General features: G+C 58.9%; 1 pseudogene. It reads left to right on the top strand.

Going from position 1 to position 674, the window contains the following annotated elements:
* Positions 1–70: 70 nt before the first annotated feature.
* Positions 71–674, top strand: a pseudogene (gene tnpA / locus ACODSJ_RS24715) (IS66-like element accessory protein TnpA); the annotation flags it as partial.

Raw genomic sequence — 674 nt, 5'->3', positions numbered from 1 at the left:
TGAACGAGCCCCATGAAAGACAGGACACCGTTTCCCCCTTACGATAAGGGATAGGCAAACGGTTATGTTTATGACTAATAGCAACGATAAGAGTGGGGAGCTTTTGGGCCAGGAGCGGCGGCGCCGCTGGAGCCCAGAGCAAAAGCTGGCCATGGTTCGCGAGAGCCTTGAGCCAGGGCAAAGCGTGTCGGTCGTCGCTCGGCGCAACGGTATCAATGCCAACCAGTTGTTCCAGTGGCGCAAGCTGTATCAGGACGGCAGCCTGTCGGCGGTCAGTGCTGGCGAGGCCGTGGTGCCCGCTTCCGAGCTGAGCGATGCGCTCAAGCAGATCCGTGAACTGCAACGGATGCTGGGCAAGAAAACAATGGAAGCGGAAATCCTCAAAGAGGCCGTGGAGATCGCCCGGTCGCGAAAATGGATTGCGCACTCACCCTTGTTGCCGGGGGACGACCAGTGAAACTGGTCAGCGAATGTCTCGGTGTGGCGCGCTCGCAATTAACGGTTCGAATCAAGCAATCGGTGTCGCCCAAAGCACGGCCAAGCAGGCCGGTGAATGACGCTGAGTTGGTGGCCGAAATCCAGCAACAGGTCAGCGAATTGCCCAGCTATGGCTACCGTCGAGTCTGGGGATTGCTGCGTCGCGCCCGTGAAACCCAGTTGCTGCCCGCGATCAA

The sequence above is a fragment of the Pseudomonas sp. FG6 genome (genome assembly GCF_057809015.1).
This window is presented reverse-complemented; position numbering and strand designations above follow the sequence as displayed.